This is a genomic window from Aeromonas piscicola, assembly GCF_000820005.1.
GTDB classification, from domain to species: Bacteria; Pseudomonadota; Gammaproteobacteria; order Enterobacterales; family Aeromonadaceae; genus Aeromonas; species Aeromonas piscicola.
This window is the reverse complement of the sequence record NZ_CDBL01000067.1, coordinates 1-20,802: the sequence shown is the minus strand read 5'-3', so window position 1 is coordinate 20,802 and position 20,802 is coordinate 1. Positions and strand designations below refer to the sequence as shown.

Below are 20,802 nucleotides of genomic sequence, written 5' to 3'. Positions count from 1 at the left end.
ATACCGTCGATAAAAAACCGCTCGATTATACCCTAAGCTGGATCTCTATACAGTAACACCGACCTCTAGCGACCGATTGAAATCCACCTGCAGCCGGCGCGGCAAATTGGCGCCATTGATCGCATCCTGGATAAGCTCGCACATCGGGAGCGTTTCGTTGCGGGCATAGGTCCGGTCGTACTGCTCAGGGTTGCCGAGACCCGCACCACCATTGGACGGGATGATGCCGGCAAGGGCAGCCGGGAACCGGTGCGCTGTCAGCACATCCTGGGCGGTGATTGCCTTGATGGCCGCAAACTCGTCTTTGGTCGCGATGTCCCCCACCGGGATCAGCTTGATGCCATCGGGCTTGCCGCCCGGGATGTTGACGAACATCGAGCGAAAGTTTCCGACCCCCTTGGAGCTTGCGATCATCTCCTTCATTTCCGTTTCCTGGTCATCGTCCATGTTCGGATCCGTGGCATAGAAGATGAACCCCATGTGCGCCCCGTTGAGGAAGTATTTGCGCCGGAACATGGTGGCGTCCTGGTTGAGCAGGGCCGACTGCAGGCCTCCCAGGTAATCGGGCTGGCCATACACCTGCTGCACCGGGTCGTACTGGGCCAGCCAGATGATGTCCTCTGCCAGATAGCGTTTGTAACTGCCGTCCCGCTGCAGCATCAGGAAATTGCCATCCTGGCAGCGGCGCAGGTAAAGGCTAGACAGAGGGTAGAGCCCCACCACCTGGCCAAACCCGTTGCGCAATTTCAGCAGCGCCGCGTCCCCGAACTGCAGCAGGTTATGCACAAAGGCGGTGATCACCTCCCGGGGCACCCCTTCGCTGCTGATAAAGCGGCCCGATACCATGTTGCGCCGCGCCATCAAGATGGCGCCATGGTGTGCATTGGCGCGGGCGACCTTGGCCAGCCCCTGCCGGTCGATAGGCGGCAGGTAGTACTCGCCCCAGGGGCTGTAGAACACGTCCGTGTAATCGGTCATCCAGGCCGTGGGGTCGATGGGCTCGGCCATGGAAAAACTGACCGAGGGCCGGCTGCCAGTTGTATTGGGGGTGGGCCGCTCGGCCCGCTGATGAAAGCGCTGTTTGCGGCTCATGTTTTCCTCGTTTGCTGATGGCCCAGGTGGATTTGCGGCGGCGCGATGTGTCGAGCGGTTCGTTGTCCACCGCGTGGGCAATGGCAAAGAACACGTCGGCGTGCCCGGTCTCGCTGCTGCGCGAGGCCCTGAACGTCAGCTGGCCGCCGCCGGTGGTGCTGCGCTTGATACTCATGAAGGCCAGCGGGATCTCGATGTCTTCCTGATCCCACTCGATGCGATCTGACTCGACCACATCCACCATCTTGAGTACCAGCCGGGCCTTGCTCTCCACGTTGTAGTTAATAGGGGTGATGGTTGACTTGAACACGGGCTGCAGCAGGTCATACACCCCGCTGCCCACCCCGGAGACGTCGATCCCCAAATAGGTGACCCGGAACTTCTTGGCGATCTTCTCTATCTCATCCGCCTGGTAGCGAAAGTTCATCCCGCGCCAGAAATGCTTCTCCAGCACCCGGAACTTTTCGCCCGGGAACAGCGGCGGGGCGACCACCACCAGGGTGGCGTTATCGCGGGTCCGGCTCGGGTCATAGCCCAGCCACACCTCGCGCTTGCCGAACGGCTCGGGATGCCCCGGGGTGTAGTCGCTCCAGTTGCTGACACTGGTCTGGGCCCGCTCCATGTGCTGGAACTTGAACACCGAGGCTTCATCGTCCACAAAGGCGCACATGTAGAGGTGATCGAATACCTCGATGGCGGTCTCTTCGCGCAGCGCCTCGATGTCGATGAGGTTGAAGCCGGTCGACACCGCCTCCTCCAGAGTGAGGATGTAACGCCATACCCGATCCGGGCAGACCCGGCCGCCGTCGCGCAGCTCTGCCTCGGTCGGAAACTCGATGGCCTGGCGCGCCGGATCCTTGCCCTTCCAGTCATCCCCGGTCCACAGCTTGTAACCGCCATGGGCCTTGCTGGACGGGGTAGAGAAAAAGGTCTTGCGCCAGTGGGATTGCGAGCCCATGCCGGTGGCCACGTCGGTGACCGCCTTGAAGTTCTTGATCCAGAAGTATTCGTCGGCGTAGAAGTTGCCGGTGTAGCCCTGGGCACTGTTGGCGCTGGTTGAACAGAACACCAGCTGCGCGCCGTTGGAGAGCACAATGGGGTTGCCGCTGAGCTCCACGCCTAAGAACTTGCGGGCGATGTTGATGATGTAGGAGCGGAAGATCTCGGCCTGGGCCCGGGTGGCGGACAGGAACACCTGATTGCCACCGGTCAAGATGGCATCTTCCAGCGCTTCGCCGGCGAAATAGTAGGTCATGCCGATCTGGCGGGACTTGAGGATGTTGCGGGTACGCGGGATGGCCGGGTCGTTCTTGACCTCCCGCACATACAGCTGGTGCGGGAACAGGGAGGCCAGCCACCCCTCGAAGTCTTCGGGGCCCAGGTCATTGACCCAGTTCTTGGTCTTCTTGCCGCCCTTCTTCGGCTTGTTCTCCCCACGCTGGCGGCGTCCGTCACCCTCGCCCACCTCGCCAGCCTCATCTGACGGGGTGGCCTGCCGGCGAGCCTTGAGGGCCTGCTCGCGCTCGGCCAGCTTGACGGCCTCCGCCTTGAGGGCGACGTGGTGGCTGATAAGCCGGTCCATTTCGGCCAGGTCGGCGTGGTTCTTCTTTGGCTTGGCGGCCAGCACCTGGTAACGACGGGTGATCGCATCTTCCAGCGCCTCGTCGCTCAATAGCTCCGTCCAGCCGTACTTCTCGGCCCACAGGTACACCACCCGCACGCTGCCAAGGCCGAGTTCCTCCTTGATCTCCCGTGCACTCCAATGGCGCAGATAAAGCCGCTTGGCGGTTTGTCGTACCTCTTCTGTATAGGCCATGAGGCTCCCCAGTCATAAAGCTGGGGCTCATGATACTGAGCCGATCCCGCCCCTCCCGCCGCCTTCATTCGGATGAATTCGGATAACCCCCGCTATCCGAAATCGCCCGAACGCCTCTGAGTGCTCCCCTGCGCTGGCCCCGATAACCTGACGCCAATTCGACACCAGGAGGCCGCCGTGCCAACACCGACAGACTCATCACTGCGCACCGGCTGGGTGGCGATTGCCACTGAGGGCCAGTCCGTGGATGGCCGTGAGATTTCGGCCAAGTGGATCACCGACATGGCCGACACCTACGATCCCACCTTCTACTGTGCACAGCTCTGGCCTGACCATGAGAAATGGGGCGAGAACCTGGGCTACGTGCAGGCCCTCAAGGCTGACAAGGTAGACGGCAAACATACCCTGTTCGCCATCCTCTGCCCGACCCGCGACCTCATCTATCAGAACCAGCGCGGCCAGTACAAATTCTGCTCCATCGAGCCGCTGGATAACTTCACCGGTCAGGGCAAAACCTACCTGTTTGCCGTAGGGGTCACCGACATCCCCGCCAGCACCGGCACCACCATGCTCAAGTTTTCCGCCAAGCACCCGTCGCCGACCGTGGGGATCAGCCAGCCGCTGGACTTGTCCGGCTTCTCGCTGCCGGCCGACGAGCACAGCCAGCCCGACCGCGTCTCACTCCTGCACAAGGTGTTCAACTTCCTGGGCGGTCATGGCGCCCCGACCACGGCGATCCCCACTGAGTCACCGATCCGCCCCCAACCCGAGGACAGTACCGACATGAACGAAGAACAGATGAACAAGCTGGCGGGGATGTTCACCGCGCTGGGCACCCAGATTGAAACCTTTGGCGCCAAGGTCGACGCGCTGACGGCAGACAAGCAACCGGCCGTCACCGAGCCGGCCACCGTCACCGATCCCGCCCCAGTCGCCGTCACCTCCGAGCAGTTCTCGGCCTTCGAGCAGACTCTCAAGGGCTTGGGCGAACAGCTGACCGGCCTCAACGCCAAGATCGAAAAATTTTCGGTAGAAGCACCAGACCAGCGCCCCGATGCCCTGGGCGGCAGCGACACCCACCCGACCGTTTGCTGAGGAGCACCCAGTGAGTCAAACCAAAACCCCGCAGGCTGAGAAGTGCCTGAACCACTACAACGCGTTGCTGGCCAAGGCCTTCAACGTGCCCGAGAACGCGCTGACCAAGCAGTTCTCCGTCAGCGCCCCCATGGAAACGGTGCTGCGCAGCGCCATCCTTGAATCCACCGAGTTCCTCAAACTCATCACCTGCCTGGACGTGGACCAGCTGACCGGTCAGGTGGTGCAGGTCGGCGCCAGTGCCCTGCACACCGGCCGCAAGGTTGAGGGGCGTTTTCGTCGCAAGATTGGGGTCGACGGCAACAAGTACAGCCTGACCGAGACCGATTCCTGCGTGCGCCTGGACTGGAGCACCCTGTGTACCTGGGCCAACGCTGGCCACGAGGGCCAGTTTGTGCAGCTGGTGTCCGACTTCACCAACCAGACCTTTGGCCTCGACATGCTGCGGGTGGGTTTTAACGGCACCCACATCGCCGATGACTCCGATCCGGTCAAGTGCCCGCTGGGTGAAGACGTCAACAAGGGCTGGCAGCAACTGGCGCGTGAGTGGAACAAGGGCAGCCAGGTAGTGAAAGCTCCTGCCGGCGACAAGATCTATTTCGACCCGAACGGCCACGGCGACTTCAAGACCCTGGATGAAATGGCCTCTGACCTCATCAACGCCACCATCAACCCGCTCTATCGCACCGATCCCCGTCTGGTGGTGCTGGTCGGTACCGACCTGGTGGCCGCGGCCCAGGCCAAGCTCTACAGCGAGGCCACCAAGCCCACCGAGCAGATCGCCGCCCAGCAGCTGGCCAAATCCATTGCCGGCCGCCCGGCCTTCATCCCGCCCTATTTCCCGGCGAACGGGATGTGGGTCACCACCCTGGCCAACCTACACATCTACACCCAGCGCAACACCCGCAAGCGCAAGGCCGCCGACAACGACGACACCAAGGGCTTTGAAAACCAGTACTGGCGTCAGGAAGGCTATGCCATCGGCGAATATGAAGCCTTTGGCAGCTATGAAGAGGCCGACGTGGCGGTCGGGGCGCGCCCTGCCGCCCCGCCTGCAGGTGCTGACACGCACAGCGAACCGGAGGCCTAACCATGGCCCTCTCGCCTGGCATGCGTCACAAGCAGCAGGTCCTGGCCCAGTTGGGGGCGGCGCAAGCCGCCACCACCGGGCAAGCCACAGGACTTGTGGCCAACAGCTTGCACCTGCAGCTGATTGCCCTGGAACAGGACATGGCGCGGCTCAAGGCGCTGGCTAGGATGAGCGACAAGGTGGCGATGAAGCGGGATGAGTTGTTTCCCAAATATCGCCCCTACGTGGACAAGTACCTGGAACTGGCGGCGCTCGGCACCGTGTACCAGAACGCGCTGTTTCAACGCCTGATCGTGTGGGCGTTTGATATCGGCGATCTGGAAACCGCCATCAGCTGGGCGCTGCTGGCCATCGAGCAGCACCAGCGCACCCCGGGCAACATCAAGCGCGACTGGGCCCACTTCACCGCCGACACCGTGCTGGGCTGGGCCGAGGAACAAGCGGCGCTGGGCCATGGCGTCGAGCCCTGGTTCTCCCGGGTGTTCGACAAAGTGCGGGGTGACTGGCGCCTCAACGAACAGGCCACCGCCAAATGGTACAAGCTGGCCGGTTGCCTGCTGCTGCGTGACAAGGACGGGGGGCCGCGCCCCAGCGCGTTGGCAGACAACGCCACCCTGGAGCAGGCCGACCACTGGCTGGCCCTGGCCGAGAAGACCCACAGCAAGATCGGGGTCGGCACCTTGCGCCACAAGATCGCCATGCGCCTGCGCGCGCTCAACCCGGAATAACGACTCCCACGCCACCGCGCCCCGGCGGGGATGAGCCTGCAGCTGACCGCTCGCACCGCGCTCAATCCCGTGGCCTCAGGGGCGCCCCAATTGATAGGGCAGCACATGATTTCAGGCAAAAGCATCCGCTACAGCGAGCAAACCATCACCAATGACGGCTTTTGGCCTGACGTGGTGTGTGGCGACTTCGAGCGCCGGCGCGCCCTGCCCGCTGACATGGACAGCGACGCCATCAGTGCGGCCCTGCTGGCGGCCATCAGCGAGATCAACCTGCAGCTGACCCGCCACCAGGCCACCTTGCGGGCCCAGGGCTACACCGATTCCGGTCAGGTGCCCGGCCCCCGCCTCGCCGGCGGCAACAACGCGCTGACCGAGACCTACCTGGCCGCCGTCTTTGCCCGGGCCAAAGCCATGCTAATCCCTGAGTTCGCCACGGTCACCGAGCGGGACGCCCGCAAAGACCTGGCCGAGCGCGCCCCCGACCTGCGCGAGCAACTGCTGGCCGAAAGCCAGCAACTGGTGCGCAGCATCAAGAACAAGCACCGGGTCGGGGTCTCGATGATATGAGCGAAACCAACGAGGCCCTGCATCCCCAGGGGTATTTCCTGTCAGCCCTGCACCGCGAGCTTGAGCGCGTGCTGCCGGCCCGCTGCGCCCGTTCCCTCGACAGCTGGATGGAGGGCGGCACCATCAGCCTGGAACCCAAGGACATGGGGATCACCGGGATGGATCTGGCCTGGCTCAAATACACCGCCGTGTTTTCCCTGGAAAGCCTGCCGTTTCGGGAATGCCGCACCGAGACCCTGCTGGCGGTGATCGCCAGCTGGATACAGGAAAACGATCCTTTCCGCGAACGCTTCGCCCTGCCCGATCCCACCTATGACGTGGTGCCCAATGACGAGCACAGCGCCGACCTGGATCTGGAGGTGAAGTTCGCCGAGCCCCTGCGCATCGTCGAAGACCCGGACGGTGCAATCCGCTGGCTGGATAAGACCTGGACCGTGGCCCCCTTTGAAGTGTGGGTGGCCGATGAAATCACCCTGTCGGTGGCGGGCAGCGCCCACCCCGTGCACCGCTAACCCCGAGACTTAAGGAGCCCGCGCCATGTGGCCTTATGTGCAGATCAACAACTTGAACCAAATGCAGGGGCCGGTGACCGAGGTCGAACGCCACCTGCTGTTCATCGGCAGCGCCGCCAGCAACACCGGTAAGCTGCTCTCCCTCAATGCCCAGTCAGACCTCGACCAGTTGCTGGGTACCGGTGACAGCGAGCTCAAGGCCAACCTGCTGGCCGCCCGTGATAACGCCGGCCAGAACTGGACCGCCGCCGCCTATGTGCTGCCCACCGACCAATCCTGGCAGGATGCCGTGCGCAGCGCCCAGCAGACCCAATCCTTTGAAGGGGTCGTGGTGCTGGGTCAGGAGTGGGACCAGGCGGGCATCAACGCCGCCCACGCCCTCAACCAGGAGCTGATCGCCAAGTGGGGGCGCTGGCAGTTCATGCTGCTGGCCGTGCCCGGCATTGTTGCCAAGGCCGTCGGCAAGGAGGGCACCGCCCAAGCCTGGAGCGACTACGAGGCCACGCTGACCGCCCTGCAAGAGGGCATCAAAGCCGACTCCATCAGCCTGGTACCACAGCTCTGGCCCAACCTCGCCGGCGCCTATGCGGGCCGCCTGTGCAACCGGGCAGTGAGCATTGCCGACAGCCCCTGCCGGGTGAAGACCGGCGCCCTGGTCGGCCTTGGCAACAAGCCGGTGGACAAAGACGGGATCCCGCTGCCGCTGGCCACCCTGCAGACCCTGGAACAGAACCGCTACTCGGTACCGATGTGGTACCCGGACTATGACGGGTTGTACTGGGCTGATGGCCGCACCCTGGACGTTGAGGGCGGTGACTACCAGGTGATCGAGAACCTGCGCATTGCTTACAAGGTGGCGCGCCGTACCCGTATCCGCGCCATCGCCCGTATCGGGGATCGCGCCTTCAACTCCACCCCGGGCAGCACCGCCGCCGCCATCACCTACTTTGGCAAAGACCTGCGCACCATGGCCAAGGCGACCACCATCAACGGCCAGCCGTTCCCGGGCGACATTGCCTCCCCCCAGGATGGCGACATCTCTATCCAGTGGACCGCCAAGAACCTGGTCTCGGTGTTTGTGGTGGTGCGCACCGTGGACTGCCCCAAGGGGATCATCGTCAACATCATGCTCGATCTGAGCCTCAACAACGGGGAGGGTTAACCCGTGACCAAACGCTTTTCCGGTATCAACTTCGACACCACCCTGATGGGGGCCATGGTCCACGTCGAAAAGGCCAGCCTCTCCATCACCGACAACAGCGCGGTGGCGCAGACCCGGGGCATTCCCGATGGCTTTGTGGATGGGGATGTCTCGGCCGAGTGTGAATTCGAGCTCGACACCAAGAACCTCAAGCAGCTGATCGCCGCCGCCAAACGGGCCGGCAGCTGGCGCGGGATGGAGCCGGACGATGTGCTGTTCTACGCCAGCACCGGCAGCGAGGAGATCAAGGTGGAGGCCTTCGGCGTCAAGCTGAACGTGGCCGACCTGCTCGACATCGATCCCAAGGGCGGCAGCAAGACCGTGCACAAGGTGAAAGGCTTCGTCACCTCCCCCGATTTCATCCACCTCGATGGCGTGCCGTACCTCTCCAAGGACGACACCCGCCACCTGATGGATTAAGGGGAACGCCTTGGACGACATCGACCGCGCCAACCATCACGCCGCCCGCATGCTGGCGGCCCAGCTGGCCAATCAGGTGGGCAAAGGGCGTTACCAGGGGGAAAGCCTGCACCAGTGCGAAGAGTGCGACGACCCCATCCCGGAAGCACGCCGCCGCCACATCCCCGGGGTGCGCCTGTGCGTCCCCTGCAAGACCCGCCTAGAGCGGCTGGGTCGCTAATCAGAGCAACGGACATGAATCCTATGCCAAACAAAGACCCCACCCTCTGGGCCGCCCTGCTGGCCTGGTTGATGGACAACTGGCCCGCCGTCTATGGGGCACTGCTGGCGCTGGCCGTCGCCTTTCTGCGCATCACCTACGCCGGCGGACGGGGTCGCCGCCGGCTGATTGAATCCCTGCTGTGCGGCCTCATCACCCTGGCGGCCGCCACCGGCACCCATCTGCTCGGGATCCCTCAGGAGGCCACCCCGTTGCTGGGTGGCATGGTGGGACTGCTTGGGGTCGACATCATCCGCGACCGGGCCGCACTGATGTTTCGCAAGAAGGAGGACAACAATGCCGCGCAGTAACTGCCACCCACAGGTGGCCGCCTTTCTCGACCTGCTCGCCTATGCCGAAGGCACCAAGGATCTCGGGGACGACGGTTACAACAAGCTGGTCAATCCGGCGGGGTTCTTCGGTGATTACCGCACCCACCCGAATGTGTCTGTGATTGTCCGCCCTGGGCTGGTCAGCACCGCTGCCGGCCGCTATCAGCATCTGTCAAAGCACTGGGCCCACTACCGCGACCAGCTCGGCCTGCCGGACTTTGGCCCCGCGTCGCAAGACACCTGGGCCATCCAGCTGATCCGCGAGCGCAAGGCGCTGGACGATGTGCTCAAGGGACGCATCAGCCAAGCGATCGCCAAGTGCGCCAACATCTGGGCCAGCCTGCCCGGGGCCGGCTACGGCCAGCGCGAGCACAAACTGGCGGACCTGCTGGCCAAGTTCACCGAGTTCGGCGGGGTGCTGGCATGAGCACGCTCATCCGATTCCTGCCGACCATCATCGGGTTTGTCCTTGGCACCCTGTTGTTTACCCAAGGCGAACGGCTCACGCAGCGCACCAAGGAACTGGCCAGAGCCAACGACACCATCAACATCCTGCAGGCTGTCAATACCCAGCAAGCGACCGCCTTCCAGGAACTGCTGATGCAGGCAAAGGGGTTGCGTCTGCTGCTCGCCAACCAGAACGACGCACTGACTGAGCTCGACAACCAGAACAGGAAGACCGCCGATGAATTGCAAGAAGCCTTGGCCACGCCGCCGGCGGGCCGCCCGGACTGTGCTCGCGAGCCTCTGCCTGCTGGTGCTTTGCGCCTGCTCCAGCCAGCCCACCACAGTGGTGCAAACCAAGGTGGTGAAACGGCTGCCGCCACCGGGGCTGGTACCCCACTGCCCGGAGCCTGACTTTACGGGGAGCACCTACGGCGAGGCCGTGCGGTTTATCCCCACCCTGCAGACGGCGCTGCGCCGCTGCCAAACCCAACTCAACACCCTGAACCAGTGGATTGAACAAGAGGAAACCACCCCATGAGCAAGCAAACCATCACCCTGACTATCGCCGGCACTGACATCCGCTTTGTGCCCACCATGGTGGCCTACAACAGCTACATCAACGGCCTGTCGATGACCGACAAGGTGGCGCCGTCCCACCAGTACCTCAAGCGCATCGTCGACGCCGACAGCAAAGAGGCGCTGGATGGCCTGCTGGCCCGCCCGGGCGCAGCCCTGCAGATCGCCGCCAAGGTCAACGAGCAGTACGCCCCTGATCTGGATATCGAAGTAAAAAACTGACCGCGCGCGCCGAGGCCATCGAGCACAACCAACTGGAGCAGGTGCTGGCGCTACGTCGCCACTACCTGCCCCATGAGGATGACGAGCTCGACACCCTGGCTCGCGCCCTCTGGTTAGACAAGTACCACGCCCAACGCCTCGCCCATGCCGTCGCCGAGGGCATCGCCACCGCCTTCAATGGATAAATCATGGCTTCTGTCACCGAACAACTGATCATGAGGATTGCCCTGATAGATGCCGTTACCCGGCCGCTTGATGGCATCAACAGCCAGCTGAACCGGGTGAAAGAGACCGCGCAAAGCGGCTTTGCCAATATTGCTGGCGGTGGCGCCGCCATGCTGGCCGGCACCATGGCGATCCAGAACGCGCTGGGGCCGGCCCTGGAAATGGACGCAGCCCTGGCCGAAGTGGCCTCGCTCGATGTCCATGAAAAGACCCTCAAGCAACTCTCCGACACCGCCTTGATGTTCTCCGTCAAGTACGGCGAATCGGCCAGCGCGTTTGTCAGCGCCTCCTACGATATCCAGTCCGCCATCGCCGGGCTGGAGGGGAACGAGTTGCCCTCCTTTGCCCGCGCCTCCGGCGTGCTGGCCAAGGCCACCAAGGCCGACACCGCCACCATCACCAACTACATGGGCACCATGTATGGCATCTTCGAGCAGCAGGCCAAGAAGATGGGCAAGGCCAACTGGGTGGAGGATGTCGCCGGCAAGACCGCGCTCGCGGTGCAGATGTTCAAGACCACCGGCCAGGGCATGACCGACGCCTTCAAGGGCATTGGCGCCAACGCCACCGCCGCCGGGATCTCGATGGATGAGCAGTTCGCCGTGCTCGGCCACCTGCAGGCCACCATGGGCGGCGGCGAGGCCGGTACCAAGTTCAAGTCCTTCCTGGCCGGTGTCGGCAGTGCCCAGAAAGCGCTCGGTCTCAAGTTCACCGACTCGGCCGGCAACATGCTGCCGGTGCTCGATATCCTGGACAAGCTCAAGGCCCGCTATGGTGAAACCCTCACCGTGGCCGGCAGCGACGAGCTGAAAAAGGCGTTTGGCTCGGACGAAGCGGTCTCCATGATCAAGCTCTTGATGAGCAACACCCAGGGCCTGGCCACCAGTATCAACGCCCTCGCCAACACCCACGGCATGGGCAAGGCCGAGCAGATGGCCAAGGCCATGGTAGATCAGTGGAAACGGGTAAAATCAGCCTGGTTCGCGATCCGGGCTGCCGCCTTTGGGGCCGTGCTCCCCTCCATCAACAAGGTGGTGGGCGCCTTTGCCGATGGCGGCGCCGTGGTGCTGCGCTGGACCCGGATCTTTCCCAACTTCACCAAGGTGGTGGGGTACGCCGTGCTGGCCATCGCCGGCCTTGGCATCGTGACCGGGGCCTGGTTGATGCTGGCCGGCCTCGCCAAGCTGGCCACCCTGGCCTGGGCGCTGACCTTTGGCGGCCTCACCGCTCCCCTCACCCTGTTCAAGAAGGCCCTCGCGGGCCTGCGCCCGGTGATCCTGGCCGTCAACATGGCCATGAGCCTCAACCCGGCGGTGATCATCATCGGGGCGATCCTGGCGCTGGTCGCCGCCGTGGCGCTGGCCATCATCTACTGGGACGAACTGCGCGCCACCTTCGCGGTACTGACCGACTTTGAACTGCTGGGCGCCTTCTTTGGCGGTCTGGCCGAGACCTTTGGCCCGCTCGCCTCACAGGCGCTGGCCCCCCTGGTGGATTTCTTCACCCTCATCGTGGGGCTGCTCGGTCAGGGGATCGCCTGGCTCGGCAGCTTCTTTGAGCAAACCAACCAGGCCAGCGTCGGGATCGACAACGTGGCCGATGCTGGCCGCCGGATGGGCAATATCCTTGGCGCGGCCTTCGACACCCTGCTGACCCCGTGGCGGGCGCTGATCGCGCTCATCAAGACCGCGCTCGATGCCTCGAATCAGTTCTTGGGTACCCAGTTCGACACCGGCGCCTTGAACGTGGACGTGCTGCCAAAGTGGGCCGCCTCCCCCGTGGCGATGGCCCCCCCTGCCAGTGTGGTGAACAGCCCCTTGGCTGACTACCGCCAGCAGGACCAGAGCAAGGTGCCAGCAGGTGGCCTGGGCCAGCAGCTGATCCAGGCCAACGCGTCGGCCAGTGCGGCCAACCAGAAGCCGACCCGCGCCCTGCATATCGGCGAGGTGCACATCAACCCCCAAACCATGCCGACACCGGACGAGCTCGAGAAAAACGCATGGGTGGAGCAACGCGGATGAACGAACCCAAGTACATCGATCTCCTGGTGGTGAACGGCGCCTGGCAACTCGATGCCGGCGGCCAGCCGCGCTACACCCAGGACCGCCACAGCATCGGGCAGGACATCAAGCACCGCATCATGGAGTCGGGGCTGGCCCGCAAGCTCATCGGCGAGCGCAGCCCTACCCTGCGCGCGGATGTGATGACCGAGATTGAACTGCTGGTAGAAGATGACGAGCGGCTGGTACCCGGCACCATCGTGATCCGTGAAGAGGCCCCCGACCGGGTGCTGGTCACCGCTCGCACCTATGAATTCGGCAATTTGGAGGTAACCTTGTGAACCTGCGCCCGAACGTGGACTTTATGGCCCTGCTGGCCGAGGCCGGTGTACCGACCACCGAGCAGGCCATGGAGGCCGAGCTCAAAAAGGAGGTGGTCGCCGCCGGCTCCCTCATCACCAACGACAGCGATGTGAGCCCCTTCTGGCGGCTGGTGCGCGGGGTGGTCATTACCCCGGCGCTCTGGCTTATCCGCACGCTCTTGGCCGGCCATGTACTGCCCAACACCTTTGCGGCCACCGCCACCGATGCCTATCTCGATCTCAAGGCCTGGGATGTGGACCTGACCCGCAAGGCCGCCCAGAAGACCCGGGGAGTGATCCACTTCGTCAAGGTGAGCCCCGGCGAGGCGGTCACCATTCCGGCCGATATCTGGGTCACCACCGAGCGCATCAACGGCACCATCTACCGGGTGAAGCCCTTGCAGGCGGTGGTCAGCCCCGCCGGCGAGGCGGTGGCCAAGGTGGTCTGCGAGGCCGAGTTTGCCGGCAGCGCCTGGAATCTGGCCCCGGGCTATTACAACCTGCTGAGCGAACCGGTCACCGGCATCCTCTCGGCCCGCAACGATGACAAGGAGTGGATCACCACCCAGGGTGCCGATGCCGAGGGCAACGATGCGCTCGGCCTGCGCATCCAGAACCAGTTTTCGGCGGTGGGGCGCTACCACATCGACGCGATTTACCGCTCCATGCTGGCCAGCGTGGCGGGGATCCGTGCCGATCACATCTTCTTTGAGCATGAGGGGCCACGCGGCCCGGGTACCGCCAACGCTTACATCCTGCTGGAAGTGGGCGCCACCCCGGCCAGCCTCATCAACCAGCTCAATGACTACGTGGGCCGCCAGGGCAACCATGGCCACGGCGATGACCTGTTCGTGATGGCCATGCCCGAGACCCAGCACAGCCTCACCCTTGAGTTATGGCCACAAGCCAACCTCACCGACGAGCAGAAAGCCGCGCTCAAGGCAGGCGCCGAAAGCCTGGTCAAGGCGGCATTTCGCCAGTCGGCGGACTTTCCGAGCGTTACCCGCACCTGGCCGCGCTCACGCTTCTCGCTCTCCCAGCTGGCCCGCGAGCTGCACAGCCAGTTCCCGCAACTGCAGAGCCTCAAGTTTGCGCAAGATGACATCGTGTCGGGGCTGGCCATCCCGCGCCTGAGCACGCTGGAGGTGACCCTGCATGACTGACCCGACCCCGCTTGAACACGACCTGCAGGCGCCGGTGCTGCCCGATGCCAGCGCCCCCTGGTGGGAAGACGGCTACACCATCAGCCCGGCCCACGCCGAGCCCGGGTTTCTGGCCAAGGGGATCAATGCCTTCTGGCAACGGGTCAAAGGCTGGCTGTTGCTGCCGCTGGCCCAGCAAGACCCGCTGACCTGCTCGGAATCCCTGCTGGCGCTACTCGCCTGGGAGCGGGACATCACCCGTTTCAACGGCGAGCCGCTGCCGCTCTTTCGCAAACGGGTCAAGTTCGCCTTTGTGAACGCCCGGGACGCCGGCGAGGTGGCCGGCTTTAAGCGCATCTTCGAGCGCCTGGGCATTGGCTGGTGTGACATCCACGAACGCCAGGCCGGCGCCCCCTGGGACGTCATCACCATCGAGGTGACCGATGGCGCCATCGCGGCCAACCAGAAACTGATGGAAACCCTCATTCAACACTATGGCCGCACCTGCCGCCGCTATCGCTTTCAGGTGGTTTACCCGGTCACCGGCACCCTGCGGTTCGGTCGTATCGACATGAGCCAGCAGGTGTTTGGCGCATCACTTAAGAGGAACGCATGAGCCAGATCATTACCAACGCTTTCTCCCGCTACTGGCAGGAGTGCCTGACCAACCAGACGCCGGTGGTGCTCGATGAGTTCGTGCTGGCCAACGTGCCGGGGCTCGATCCCGATGCGGCCATCAACCCAGACAGCGGGCTGCCGCCGGCGGGCCAGATTGTGCACCGCCACGCGGTCGACCAGCGTGGGCGCATCAACAACGATGCGGTGGCTTACACCATCGTGATGGACACCACGGTCGGCGATTTCAGCTTCAACGCCATGTACCTCATCAACAAGGCCACCGGCGTGGTGGGGATGATTGTGCACAAGGGGCTGGAAACCAAACTCAAGACCAATGAGGCCACCGGCCAGACCGGTAACAGCCTGGTGAAATCCATGCTGATGGAGTACGACCGGGCGGCAGAGGCCACCGCCACCCACGTGGACGCCAGCACCTGGCAAATCGACTATGCCGCCCGCCTGCGCGGGATGGACGACGACCTGCGCCTGCAGGCGCTGCAGTTCTTCGGGCCTGCCACCTTCTACGGTGACGGCTTCAAGCTGGTCAACGAGTCCGGGGTCTACAAGGTACAGCCAGGGGTGGCCTACGTGGGCGGCCTGCGGGCGGAACTGAACGAGGTCAAGAAGGTGACCCCGGGCGCCAAGCCGGTGGGGCTCTGGCTCGACATCTACCGGGCGGGCTCCCTGCTCGATGCCTGGGTGAATCACTTCACCCTTAGCTTAAGTGTCCCGGAGCTCACCGACTACCTGGACAACAACGGCTATCAGCACCATGTGGCCATGGTGGCCATCGTCAATGCGGACGGCAGCGTCACTGACGTGCGCCGCAAGCGCACCATCGAGCTGACCGGCGATGTCACCGGCAAGGGCATCCTGGAAGACGCCCAGGGCGTCACCATCGCGGTGGAGATCAAAGACGGCAGTCATCGCCACCAGTGGGGGGAGCTTGACCAGGTACCGGCCACCGCCAGCCGCTGGCCCAGCTATGCCGAGGTGACCAACAAACCGGATCTGGCCGCCGCCAACCACAGCCACCCAGGCACGCTGACCAACCCGATCCCGCTGGCCAAGGAAGACCTGAACACGATTATCACCCCCAGCGTGTATCGCCAGGACTCCGACGCTAATGCGGCCCTGGTGCTCAACTATCCAGAAGCGAAATCCGGTTCCCTCACTGTGACCGGCGGCGCCGGGGTGCAGCAGCGTTACCACGTCTACAACACCAGTCGGGTCTATACCCGCGCCCAGTACCACACCGGGGCCTTCACCCCCTGGGCTCGGGACTACAACACCTTGAACAAGCCGACCGCCGATGACGTGGGCCTGGGCAAGCTCTCCAACAAGGCCGCCAGTTACGACGCCACGGCCGATACCTATGCCCTGCGCGACGGGTCCGGCGACCTGCAAGCCCGCACCCTGCGCACCAACCTGGTCGATGAACAGCGTATGGTCGGCGCCGTGGCTTTTCGAGTGGAATACGGCAACGACAGCTATCTGCGCTACTGCGCCAGCCCGTCTGCATTTCGTCAGTGGCTTAACCAGCCAACCACCGGTTGGGAGGTGGGTTACCGCCTTGCCATCACCGACCCCAACAACCCCATGACCGAATACCACATTCCAGGGAAAACGGCGGTGATGTCTTACCTGGGCATTGATGGGGTTTACCGGGTGGCCACCTCTAACGGCGTGGGCGGCAATACCTTCACCCGCTTTGCCATTGATGCTGCAGGGAACGGCTCCTTTTCGGGAACGGTGAATGATAGCTCTGGCCGCTGCTATAGCCCGGGCAACCAACCCCACTACACCCACAACCATAACGCGGCGCAGGGCAACGCTGACGTGGTGGCTGGGTCTTATAACGCCATCGGCGCCCATGTGTTTGCCGCCCTGCTCCCGGCCGGCGGCAAAACCAGCCACGGCCAACGGGCGGCCGGCGCTTACCTGCGCCCATGCTCGGCCGCTGAATGGGGCTATGCCGGCTACAGCCTGCCGGGCACCTGGCAGTGTATGGGCGACATCATGGGCGCCAACGACGATGACCGCTATGACGACCGGGCCACCTTGTGGATCCGAGTCGCCTGAGAGAGGAGAACCTGATGGAACATATTGAAGTGCTCAGCGCCGTGCACCCTCGCCATTATGCGGCGGATCCCGACAGCATCACCCTGGATGTGCGCTTTGCCCATCTGCCTGAGCCGGTCCAGTTCACTGCCCGCAAGGATGACCCGATGGAGCACGGCCGCGAGCTCTACAGCCGGGCCGTGTTCGGTGAGTTTGGCGATATCGAGGTGATCCCGGTGTCACCGCCGACCGAGGCCGAGCAGCAGATCCGCCTCGATGCGCTGCTCAAGCAGGCCGCCAACGCCATGGCCCCGCTGCTCGACGCCGAGTCGCTTGGCATCATCAGCGAGGCCGAGCGCGAACAGCTCACCGCCTGGCAGCGCTACCGGGTCGCCCTCTACCGCCTGCCGCAAGGCGATGGCTGGCCGACCGAGGTCAGCTGGCCGGAGGCGCCGCGATGAGCTGGACACAAGGGCAGCTGCGCTGGCCAGCCAGTGCAGGCAGCCTACACACCCGCGCCCAGGGCGTGCTGAGTCAGCTCCCGGCCACCCAGGACAGTGCCATGGCGCGCCTACAGGGTCTGGCCGGACGGGCGCAGTACCGGCCCCACCCACTCAGCGAAGCGGCCGCCGCACTGGCAGGGCTGCGCCGCGAGCTCGACCGCCTGCTGGCCACCGGTCGCTGCCTGACCGTCACCCCCTACCAACACGGGGTCGGCCAACAGCAGGGCCAGCAGTTCAGCCTGGCCGCCCCCAATGCGGTGGCCACCCTGGCCGCCAAGCTGCAGGACGGGGCCGATCCCCTGCTGCCCACTGGGCAACTGCATGCCCTTGCCTGGCTGGTCACTGGTAACAGCGCCGACGCGCTGGCCCGCCAGCTGGCCATTCTCTGCGCCCTGCTGCCGCTGCCGGAGTGGTGCGCCACACTGCGCCGGCTCACTGCCGACAATAACCCCATGAGCCAGCCCACCGCGGCCAAGGTGCCGCGCTGGCGCGCCGATGAGCCGCTGAGCTGGGCACCACTGCGCCCCGCCCGCCTGGCGCTGGGGGCAGAGGTGGCCCAGCTGGAGAGTCTGGCCAGGGACAGCCAGACCCCGATCGCCAAGCTGCAGGGGCTGGCGACACGTCGCACCGAGCGCCTGACTACCCTCGCCGAGGCCCTAGCCGCGCTGGGTACCCTCTCCGGCACCCTCTGGCACTGGCAAGGCCAGGGGGATGTGGCCAGCCTTGCCACCCAGCTCGGGCAGAGCACACCACCGGATCACAGCCACAGTATGACGGTCGGCGCCCTGCTGCTCTCCCCGTCCCCGCTCACCTTCTGGCAGGAGTTAACCCCATGAGCCAAGCCATGCTGACCCTTGATGGCGAGCCCATCATCATGAAGTCAATGCGGGTGTCCGCATCGATGCAGTTTCAGGACAAGGACCAGAGCGGCCAAACCAGCTCGACCAGCAGCGCCGAACAGGGCGCCAAGGCCAAGGAGCTCGACATCTACGGCCTTATCCCGTTCAAGGATGAACGCATGCTGAGCCGGTTGTTTGAGCTGGCCGATGCCAAGGGCAACGGCGGCAAACGCCACGTCTACCGGGTCGGGTCGCTCTTGGCCAAGTCGGTGAAGGTGCGCCAGGCCAAGTTTGCCGGCCGCATCACTGCCAGCGAACAGGAGGGGCTGCTGGCCTGGCAGGTGCAGTTCACCTTGAAGGAATTCAACTCGGTACCGGAGAAGCGCGAAGCCCGTTTACCTGGTAGCCCCGCCAACCTAGGCCAAGGCTCCACCGGCACCACGGCAGCCAAGGGCGGCCAGGGGCAAAGCGGCGATGAGAAGCTATCCAAAGGGGAGGCTTTCTTTAAGAAACTGGACGACAAACTGGGGGATGTCCTGGCATGAAGCTGACCACCCGCCTGACCATCAATGACCAACCGGCTCACCTGGTCGAGCACGACATCATGCTGGATCTCAACACCGGCGGCCGGGCAGCCCTGACTGCCCAGGCCGAGGTGCAAAAAGGCCAGCCGATCACCATCGATGTCGGTTACAACGGCGAACTGCGCCGCTGGTTCACTGGTTACGTGTTCGATGTGCAGCCGGCCTCGGCTGGCTCTGTGCAACTGCTCTGCCGAGAACTGGCTGGCGTGCTGGCCGGTCGCCTCCCCGTCAGCATGCAGCATGCCACCCTGCGCAACCTGCTGGCCTGGCTCAGCACCGAGACCGGTCTGGTGTTCATGCTGCCAGCCGCGGCTGACTATGCAGATCGGCCGATCCCCAACTTCACCAGCGCCGGCACCGGTTACCAATTGCTGGAGAACGCTGGCCGCGCCTTTGAGGTACCCGACTTTGTCTGGTACCAGCAACCCGATGGCGACATCTTTGTAGGCAGCCACGCCGATTGTCGCTGGCATGGCCGGGAGGTGGAGATTGACCCCACCTGGACTGCCCGCCAGGCGGGCAACCTCATCACCTTGTCCCCGGTGCCAGCCATGCGCCCCGGGGCAACCGTCAACGGCAAGCGGGTCACCCGGGTGAGGCTCAAAGGGGATGAAATGACCCTGACCACCGTCACCCCGGGCAAAGTCAGCAAGTCGCTGGAGCGGCGCAAGATAGAGGGGGAATTTCCAGAGCTCGCCGACAAGATGCACCTGCCCAAGTTCGGTCGGGTCGAGGCTATCAGCGACCTGGCCAGCGCCGGCCAGCTCAATGATCCTTTTCGCCCCCGCTATGCGGTGGACGTGCAACTGCTGGGCGAGGATGGCCAACCGGACAAGGCCGCCCCGCTGTATCGGGCGGTGCCGCTGCCGGTGCAGTTCGGTGGGCAGGAACAGGGCCTGCTGCAGTTCCCCATCGAGGGGACGCTGGTTGAACTGGGGTTCGCATTCGGGCGGGCTGACCGGCCTTTTATCCGCACCGTGCTCGGCAGTGGCTGGCCCCTGCCGGACATCGCCCCGGGCGAGCAGCTACAGCAACAGCGGGCCGAGGTATTCAGCCGTACCGACACCGTGGGCAACCTCTCCCGCCACACCGACCGGCGCCTGCATGACAGCGCCCTGCAGATGCACCACCAGAGTGACGACTACCTGGGGGAACATGGCCAGCATCGGCTGCAGGTGGCCCAGCACAGCATAGAGGAGGTGGGCGGGTTCAAGCTGATTGAGGCGCTGGGCGCCATCGAGCTGCTGGCCGGGGATGATCTCACCCTGGGAAGCCTGGGCAACCTGAGCCAGACCACGGCGGGGGATCTGATAGAGGTGGTGGGGCAACTGCGCCGGACCGTTGCCGGCGAGCTGCAACACCTGGAGGCGCCCCGTTCGTGGATGGGGACCGAGGGCGTGAACATCTTCCGGCTGCTGCTGCAGCTGATGAACGTGGTGGAACAGCTGGCCGCCGCCACAGCCAGCCACACCCACGGCAGCGGGCCAGCCCCCGGTAACAGCGAAGCCATGACCCAACAGGGCCAACAAGCCAAGCTGCTGGCCAGCCAGCTCTCCCCCATCATCGAATAGGGATACACACATGATCACACTGACCCTGAATCAAAGTGCGATGCACCACCTGCAGGCGCGCCTAGATGCTGCCTCTCTACCACCCGCGAAACGCCGGCGCATCACCCAGCAGATAGGCCGAGAGGTGGCCAAGGTGAACCGCCAGCGTATCAGAGCTGGCAAGGCCCCTGATGGCACAAAGTGGGCGCCGACCAAGAGCAAGCGCAAGCACAAGCGGCTCACTGGCCTCTCCAAGCGCCTGCGCTCTCGCGGTACCGAGGACGCGGCCATCATCGACTTCGACTCCCGCTTCGCGGGGATGATCGCCAACCAGAACCACCAGGGGATGTCGCAGTCATTCACGGCAGCGCCGCCCAAGCCTGCACAACCGAGGAAGTCAGAGCGAGGCAAGAAGAAGGAACCGTTCAAGCCTACGGATAGCCCTTGCACCCGTAGCCAGGCGCAGCGCCTGCGTGCGCTGGGGTACAAGGTGCTGTCAGACCGGGGAGCTCGTCGTCGCTACCGCAAGCCCTCCCTCAAGTGGATACGGGAACATGTCAG

Annotated in this window: 25 protein-coding genes and 1 pseudogene; 24 read left to right on the top strand and 2 right to left on the bottom strand. The window is 64.2% G+C overall.

Annotation, left to right across the window (positions count from 1 at the left end; genetic code table 11):
• Positions 1-45 precede the first annotated feature (45 nt).
• Both BN1128_RS16440 and BN1128_RS16435 read right to left on the bottom strand, forming a co-directional pair.
• On the bottom strand, positions 46-1,092 hold the full coding sequence (locus BN1128_RS16440) for a phage portal protein (RefSeq protein WP_042870724.1): 1,047 nt from the start codon (positions 1,090-1,092) through the stop codon (positions 46-48).
• Between the two features lies 1 nt (position 1,093).
• Positions 1,094-2,908: pseudogene (locus BN1128_RS16435) on the bottom strand (terminase large subunit domain-containing protein); the annotation flags it as partial.
• A 177-nt stretch (positions 2,909-3,085) separates the two neighbouring features.
• On the opposite strand from BN1128_RS16435, the gene BN1128_RS16430 reads away from it, so the two are divergent.
• From BN1128_RS16430 to BN1128_RS25530, 24 genes are all read left to right on the top strand, one after another.
• Positions 3,086-4,003, top strand: a complete 918-nt coding sequence (locus tag BN1128_RS16430) for a GPO family capsid scaffolding protein (RefSeq protein WP_082030444.1) — start codon at positions 3,086-3,088, stop codon at positions 4,001-4,003.
• A gap of 10 nt (positions 4,004-4,013) precedes the next feature.
• Positions 4,014-5,093, top strand: coding sequence for a phage major capsid protein, P2 family (locus BN1128_RS16425; RefSeq protein ID WP_042870722.1), 1,080 nt, complete (start codon positions 4,014-4,016; stop codon positions 5,091-5,093).
• 2 nt (positions 5,094-5,095) lie between these two features.
• The gene (gene gpM / locus BN1128_RS16420) at positions 5,096-5,821 is read left to right on the top strand and encodes a phage terminase small subunit (RefSeq protein ID WP_042870719.1); all 726 of its coding nucleotides are present in this window, start codon (positions 5,096-5,098) and stop codon (positions 5,819-5,821) included.
• Between the two features lie 105 nt (positions 5,822-5,926).
• Positions 5,927-6,388 carry a head completion/stabilization protein gene (locus BN1128_RS16415; protein ID WP_042870856.1) on the top strand — a complete coding sequence of 154 codons (462 nt, stop codon included), beginning with the start codon at positions 5,927-5,929 and terminating at the stop codon, positions 6,386-6,388.
• Complete coding sequence (locus BN1128_RS16410; RefSeq protein WP_042066259.1) at positions 6,385-6,900, top strand: phage tail protein; 516 nt, start codon at positions 6,385-6,387, stop codon at positions 6,898-6,900. The genes BN1128_RS16415 and BN1128_RS16410 overlap by 4 nt, the downstream gene beginning before the upstream one ends.
• Positions 6,901-6,925: 25 nt before the next feature.
• Positions 6,926-8,062, top strand: a complete 1,137-nt coding sequence (locus tag BN1128_RS16405; RefSeq protein ID WP_042870716.1) for a DUF2586 domain-containing protein — start codon at positions 6,926-6,928, stop codon at positions 8,060-8,062.
• 3 nt (positions 8,063-8,065) lie between these two features.
• On the top strand, positions 8,066-8,521 hold the full coding sequence (locus BN1128_RS16400; protein WP_042870714.1) for a phage protein: 456 nt from the start codon (positions 8,066-8,068) through the stop codon (positions 8,519-8,521).
• Positions 8,522-8,531: 10 nt separating this feature from the next.
• Complete coding sequence (locus tag BN1128_RS16395; protein WP_042870712.1) at positions 8,532-8,741, top strand: TraR/DksA family transcriptional regulator; 210 nt, start codon at positions 8,532-8,534, stop codon at positions 8,739-8,741.
• 23 nt (positions 8,742-8,764) lie between these two features.
• Positions 8,765-9,091, top strand: coding sequence for a phage holin, lambda family (locus BN1128_RS16390; protein WP_042870710.1), 327 nt, complete (start codon positions 8,765-8,767; stop codon positions 9,089-9,091).
• Positions 9,078-9,539: a glycoside hydrolase family 24 protein gene (locus BN1128_RS16385; protein WP_042870708.1), complete on the top strand. Its 462-nt coding sequence runs from the start codon at positions 9,078-9,080 to the stop codon at positions 9,537-9,539. Before BN1128_RS16390 ends, BN1128_RS16385 begins: the two co-directional genes overlap by 14 nt.
• The gene (locus BN1128_RS16380; protein WP_042870706.1) at positions 9,536-9,970 is read left to right on the top strand and encodes a hypothetical protein; all 435 of its coding nucleotides are present in this window, start codon (positions 9,536-9,538) and stop codon (positions 9,968-9,970) included. Before BN1128_RS16385 ends, BN1128_RS16380 begins: the two co-directional genes overlap by 4 nt.
• The gene (gene lysC / locus BN1128_RS26290) at positions 9,870-10,097 is read left to right on the top strand and encodes an Rz1-like lysis system protein LysC (RefSeq protein ID WP_240037968.1); all 228 of its coding nucleotides are present in this window, start codon (positions 9,870-9,872) and stop codon (positions 10,095-10,097) included. Before BN1128_RS16380 ends, lysC begins: the two co-directional genes overlap by 101 nt.
• The gene (locus BN1128_RS16375; RefSeq protein ID WP_017412260.1) at positions 10,094-10,357 is read left to right on the top strand and encodes a putative phage tail assembly chaperone; all 264 of its coding nucleotides are present in this window, start codon (positions 10,094-10,096) and stop codon (positions 10,355-10,357) included. The genes lysC and BN1128_RS16375 overlap by 4 nt, the downstream gene beginning before the upstream one ends.
• A 41-nt stretch (positions 10,358-10,398) precedes the next feature.
• A complete protein-coding gene (locus BN1128_RS25935) occupies positions 10,399-10,542 on the top strand; it encodes a DUF6890 family protein (RefSeq protein WP_167335816.1) in 144 nt (47 codons plus the stop codon).
• Positions 10,543-10,545: 3 nt separating this feature from the next.
• Entirely contained in the window at positions 10,546-12,603 is a 2,058-nt protein-coding gene (locus BN1128_RS16370; RefSeq protein WP_042870705.1) for a phage tail tape measure protein, read from the top strand.
• The gene (locus tag BN1128_RS16365) at positions 12,600-12,923 is read left to right on the top strand and encodes a DUF2590 family protein (RefSeq protein ID WP_042870702.1); all 324 of its coding nucleotides are present in this window, start codon (positions 12,600-12,602) and stop codon (positions 12,921-12,923) included. Before BN1128_RS16370 ends, BN1128_RS16365 begins: the two co-directional genes overlap by 4 nt.
• Positions 12,920-14,107, top strand: coding sequence for a baseplate J/gp47 family protein (locus BN1128_RS16360; protein ID WP_042870700.1), 1,188 nt, complete (start codon positions 12,920-12,922; stop codon positions 14,105-14,107). The genes BN1128_RS16365 and BN1128_RS16360 overlap by 4 nt, the downstream gene beginning before the upstream one ends.
• Positions 14,100-14,702, top strand: a complete 603-nt coding sequence (locus BN1128_RS16355; protein ID WP_042870698.1) for a phage tail protein — start codon at positions 14,100-14,102, stop codon at positions 14,700-14,702. Before BN1128_RS16360 ends, BN1128_RS16355 begins: the two co-directional genes overlap by 8 nt.
• The gene (locus BN1128_RS16350; protein ID WP_042870696.1) at positions 14,699-16,786 is read left to right on the top strand and encodes a phage tail-collar fiber domain-containing protein; all 2,088 of its coding nucleotides are present in this window, start codon (positions 14,699-14,701) and stop codon (positions 16,784-16,786) included. Before BN1128_RS16355 ends, BN1128_RS16350 begins: the two co-directional genes overlap by 4 nt.
• Positions 16,787-16,800: 14 nt before the next feature.
• Complete coding sequence (locus tag BN1128_RS16345; protein WP_042870694.1) at positions 16,801-17,226, top strand: tail fiber assembly protein; 426 nt, start codon at positions 16,801-16,803, stop codon at positions 17,224-17,226.
• Positions 17,223-18,104 (top strand): hypothetical protein, encoded by an 882-nt coding sequence (locus BN1128_RS16340; protein ID WP_042870692.1) that lies wholly within the window; start codon positions 17,223-17,225, stop codon positions 18,102-18,104. Before BN1128_RS16345 ends, BN1128_RS16340 begins: the two co-directional genes overlap by 4 nt.
• Positions 18,101-18,652 (top strand): baseplate complex protein, encoded by a 552-nt coding sequence (locus BN1128_RS16335; protein ID WP_042870690.1) that lies wholly within the window; start codon positions 18,101-18,103, stop codon positions 18,650-18,652. The genes BN1128_RS16340 and BN1128_RS16335 overlap by 4 nt, the downstream gene beginning before the upstream one ends.
• On the top strand, positions 18,649-20,262 hold the full coding sequence (locus BN1128_RS16330; RefSeq protein ID WP_042870689.1) for a hypothetical protein: 1,614 nt from the start codon (positions 18,649-18,651) through the stop codon (positions 20,260-20,262). The genes BN1128_RS16335 and BN1128_RS16330 overlap by 4 nt, the downstream gene beginning before the upstream one ends.
• A 10-nt stretch (positions 20,263-20,272) precedes the next feature.
• Positions 20,273-20,802: phage virion morphogenesis protein (locus tag BN1128_RS25530; protein ID WP_042870687.1), on the top strand; the 530-nt coding region annotated here is incomplete at its 3' end.

Excerpts from the sequence above, each read along its gene's own strand:
- BN1128_RS16340 (WP_042870692.1), top strand. The coding sequence starts at position 17,223 with ATGAGCTGGACACAAGGGCAGCTGCGCTGGCCAGCCAGTGCAGGCAGC.
- BN1128_RS16330 (WP_042870689.1), top strand. The coding sequence starts at position 18,649 with ATGAAGCTGACCACCCGCCTGACCATCAATGACCAACCGGCTCACCTG.
- BN1128_RS16370 (WP_042870705.1), top strand. The coding sequence starts at position 10,546 with ATGGCTTCTGTCACCGAACAACTGATCATGAGGATTGCCCTGATAGAT.
- BN1128_RS16390 (WP_042870710.1), top strand. The coding sequence starts at position 8,765 with ATGCCAAACAAAGACCCCACCCTCTGGGCCGCCCTGCTGGCCTGGTTG.
- gpM (WP_042870719.1), top strand. The coding sequence starts at position 5,096 with ATGGCCCTCTCGCCTGGCATGCGTCACAAGCAGCAGGTCCTGGCCCAG.
- BN1128_RS16375 (WP_017412260.1), top strand. The coding sequence starts at position 10,094 with ATGAGCAAGCAAACCATCACCCTGACTATCGCCGGCACTGACATCCGC.
- BN1128_RS16380 (WP_042870706.1), top strand. The coding sequence starts at position 9,536 with ATGAGCACGCTCATCCGATTCCTGCCGACCATCATCGGGTTTGTCCTT.
- BN1128_RS16405 (WP_042870716.1), top strand. The coding sequence starts at position 6,926 with ATGTGGCCTTATGTGCAGATCAACAACTTGAACCAAATGCAGGGGCCG.
- BN1128_RS16440 (WP_042870724.1), bottom strand. The coding sequence starts at position 1,092 with ATGAGCCGCAAACAGCGCTTTCATCAGCGGGCCGAGCGGCCCACCCCC.
- BN1128_RS16335 (WP_042870690.1), top strand. The coding sequence starts at position 18,101 with ATGAGCCAAGCCATGCTGACCCTTGATGGCGAGCCCATCATCATGAAG.
- BN1128_RS16415 (WP_042870856.1), top strand. The coding sequence starts at position 5,927 with ATGATTTCAGGCAAAAGCATCCGCTACAGCGAGCAAACCATCACCAAT.
- BN1128_RS16365 (WP_042870702.1), top strand. The coding sequence starts at position 12,600 with ATGAACGAACCCAAGTACATCGATCTCCTGGTGGTGAACGGCGCCTGG.
- BN1128_RS16345 (WP_042870694.1), top strand. The coding sequence starts at position 16,801 with ATGGAACATATTGAAGTGCTCAGCGCCGTGCACCCTCGCCATTATGCG.
- BN1128_RS16410 (WP_042066259.1), top strand. The coding sequence starts at position 6,385 with ATGAGCGAAACCAACGAGGCCCTGCATCCCCAGGGGTATTTCCTGTCA.
- BN1128_RS16350 (WP_042870696.1), top strand. The coding sequence starts at position 14,699 with ATGAGCCAGATCATTACCAACGCTTTCTCCCGCTACTGGCAGGAGTGC.
- BN1128_RS16385 (WP_042870708.1), top strand. The coding sequence starts at position 9,078 with ATGCCGCGCAGTAACTGCCACCCACAGGTGGCCGCCTTTCTCGACCTG.
- BN1128_RS16355 (WP_042870698.1), top strand. The coding sequence starts at position 14,100 with ATGACTGACCCGACCCCGCTTGAACACGACCTGCAGGCGCCGGTGCTG.